The organism is Cellulomonas sp. P4_B5_2, assembly GCF_056402235.1.
This window is the reverse complement of the sequence record NZ_JBFUHU010000458.1, coordinates 1-2167: the sequence shown is the minus strand read 5'-3', so window position 1 is coordinate 2167 and position 2167 is coordinate 1. Positions and strand designations below refer to the sequence as shown.

Annotated in this window: 4 protein-coding genes; 2 read left to right on the top strand and 2 right to left on the bottom strand. The window is 71.9% G+C overall.

What is annotated here, in order from left to right; translation table 11 throughout:
* Nucleotides 1–198: 198 nt before the first annotated feature.
* A complete protein-coding gene (locus tag AC1DUQ_RS21080) occupies nucleotides 199–408 on the top strand; it encodes a dodecin family protein (protein ID WP_477074555.1) in 210 nt (69 codons plus the stop codon).
* Nucleotides 409–516: 108 nt separating this feature from the next.
* On the opposite strand, the gene AC1DUQ_RS21075 is transcribed toward AC1DUQ_RS21080, so the two are convergent.
* Both AC1DUQ_RS21075 and AC1DUQ_RS21070 read right to left on the bottom strand, forming a co-directional pair.
* Nucleotides 517–975 (bottom strand): Rieske (2Fe-2S) protein, encoded by a 459-nt coding sequence (locus tag AC1DUQ_RS21075; protein WP_477062073.1) that lies wholly within the window; start codon nucleotides 973–975, stop codon nucleotides 517–519.
* A 1-nt stretch (nucleotide 976) separates the two neighbouring features.
* Nucleotides 977–1543, bottom strand: coding sequence for a DUF6529 family protein (locus AC1DUQ_RS21070; RefSeq protein WP_477062072.1), 567 nt, complete (start codon nucleotides 1541–1543; stop codon nucleotides 977–979).
* Nucleotides 1544–1711: 168 nt separating this feature from the next.
* Between AC1DUQ_RS21070 and AC1DUQ_RS21065 the strand changes: the two genes are divergently transcribed.
* Nucleotides 1712–2110: a VOC family protein gene (locus tag AC1DUQ_RS21065; RefSeq protein WP_477062071.1), complete on the top strand. Its 399-nt coding sequence runs from the start codon at nucleotides 1712–1714 to the stop codon at nucleotides 2108–2110.
* Nucleotides 2111–2167 lie beyond the last annotated feature (57 nt).

The following is a 2167-nucleotide window of genomic DNA, read 5'->3' as shown; positions in this document are numbered from 1 at the left end:
GTCATGACCGTCCCCTCGCCATCGTCGGCTGAGATCTCTCACGGGGCCGGGCGGGGGAGAGTCGCAGCCACCCGAGGTCCCAATACTCCCGAAACGTACCACCGGCGCTTCGCGTGTCCAGGGGCCGCATCCCGATTGCGGCGGGGGTGGCTCGGGTGAAGGCTGGAGGTCCGCACACGGACTCGACGAGGAGACCCCATGTCCACGACCGTCGCCAGCATCACGCACATCAGTGCCCGTTCCGACACGAGCTTCGAGGACGCCGTCCGCGGCGGGATCGAGCGGGCGTCGACCACGCTGCGCAACGTGCAGGGTGCCTGGGTCAAGGATCAGAAGGTCGAGGTGTCCGACGGGAAGATCACCGCCTACCAGGTGGTCCTCGAGGTCACGTTCGYCCTGGACCAGTAGCCCTGGAGGCAGCCGAGCGTCACCCCCGGAGGGCGGCGAGCAGCGCGCCCGCGGTGAGACCGGCACCGGCGATCCACACGAGCGTGGGCAGCCGCGTCCAGAACGACCTCATGCGCGCAGCACCTCTCCCTGGTCGGTGACCTCGATCTCCTCGGCCTCGAGCGGCTCCGTCGCGGGTCCCTGGACCACCGCTCCCGTGGCGGCGTCGAACGCGCTGCCGTGGCACGGGCACCGGATCTCACCGTCGCGCACACCGCCGACCAGGCACCCCTGGTGGGTGCAGACCGCCGAGAAGCACCGGACCGTGTCCCCGTCGCGCGTGAGGACGAGCTTCCTGTCGGCGATGACGAGGCCTCCTCCGTCCGGGATGTCGTCCACGGCGGCCAGCCGGTGGGAGTCGACGCCGTCGTCCTGCTCGGCGTCCGGGCCGGTGGAGTACTGGCCGTCGTCGTCCGCGCCCGGTGCCGGGCCGAGCGTGGCGAACCCCACGTACCCCACGGCACCGGCCGCGAGAGCGACGCCGGCGCCCTCGAGCACCGACCGCCGACCGACCTCGGGGGCGTCCACGTCAGTAGCTCGCAAACCCGCTCTGGCCGAAGAACCAGAGCGCGGAGCTGAACCAGAGGACCACGAGGACGCCCGCCAGGAGACCGCCCAGCACAGGGACCGCCGCCGAGGGCAGGCGGCGCAGGCGGAGCGCCAGCATCTTGGCGGCGAAGACCCCGTAGAACACGCAGCCCGCCACGGAGTGCACGAGCACCCGGGCGGACTCGACCTCGAACCCGAGCGACCAGACGCAGTGGAACACCACCGGCAACGTGAGCAGGAACGCGACCGTGCCGCTCCAGCGGTGCAGTCCGGTGACCCAGCCGGGGGCGTCCTTCACCCCGGGCAGCCGGCCCCACATCGCCAGGGCGGACAGGATCTGGACCACGACCAGGGCGGCAGCCGCGGTGGTGAGCCACGACTTCATCTGGAGCATGCCGCTGAACCCGAGCGTGGTCAGGGCGGCGCCGTCGCCGGGGTGCACCTGGGCGTAGGCGGCCAGCGCGGCCGCGACCGCCAGGCCGACGGCGCCGAGAGCGGCCAGCCCCCACTGCGGCGGCAGGTCCGCCGCTCGCGTCGCGGTGCTCACCCGTCGATCGTGCTGCCCGGAGGGTGTGCAGCGGTAGCCCTGGCGACGACGAGTGGGCGGGTGAGGTGCTGCACGGATGTGCAAGGACGCTGGACGGATGTCCGAACTGGTTCTAGCGTCGATGTGCCGGTCCGCCGACGGACGGTGGGCCCGCACGGGAGGACACTCATGCTCTCCGACCACGCCTCGATGCCCGTGCTCGCCGTCACCGACATGGAGCGAGCGCGAGCGTTCTACGAGGGGACGCTCGGATTCACCAGTGCGGGCGAGGTGCCTGACGGCGTCGTCTACAGCACGTCCAACGGGGGGTTCCTCGTGTACCCGTCCGCGTACGCCGGGACCAACAAGGCGACCGCGATCTCGTTCCAGCTACCGACCGACGCCTTCGATGCCGAGGTGGCCGCACTACGGGGAGCCGGGATCGAGTTCCAGACGTTCGACCTGCCCGGCGAGGTCACGTGGGCCGACGGAGTCCTGTCCGACGGGAACATGCGGGCCGCCTGGTTCGCCGACCCCGACGGGAACGTCCTCAACGTCGAGACGCACCCGGAGGGCGCCGCGGGCTGAGGGGCCGCGGCGGAGGCGCCGGGCGACGACCGCGCAGGTCGCCGCCCGGTACCTGTG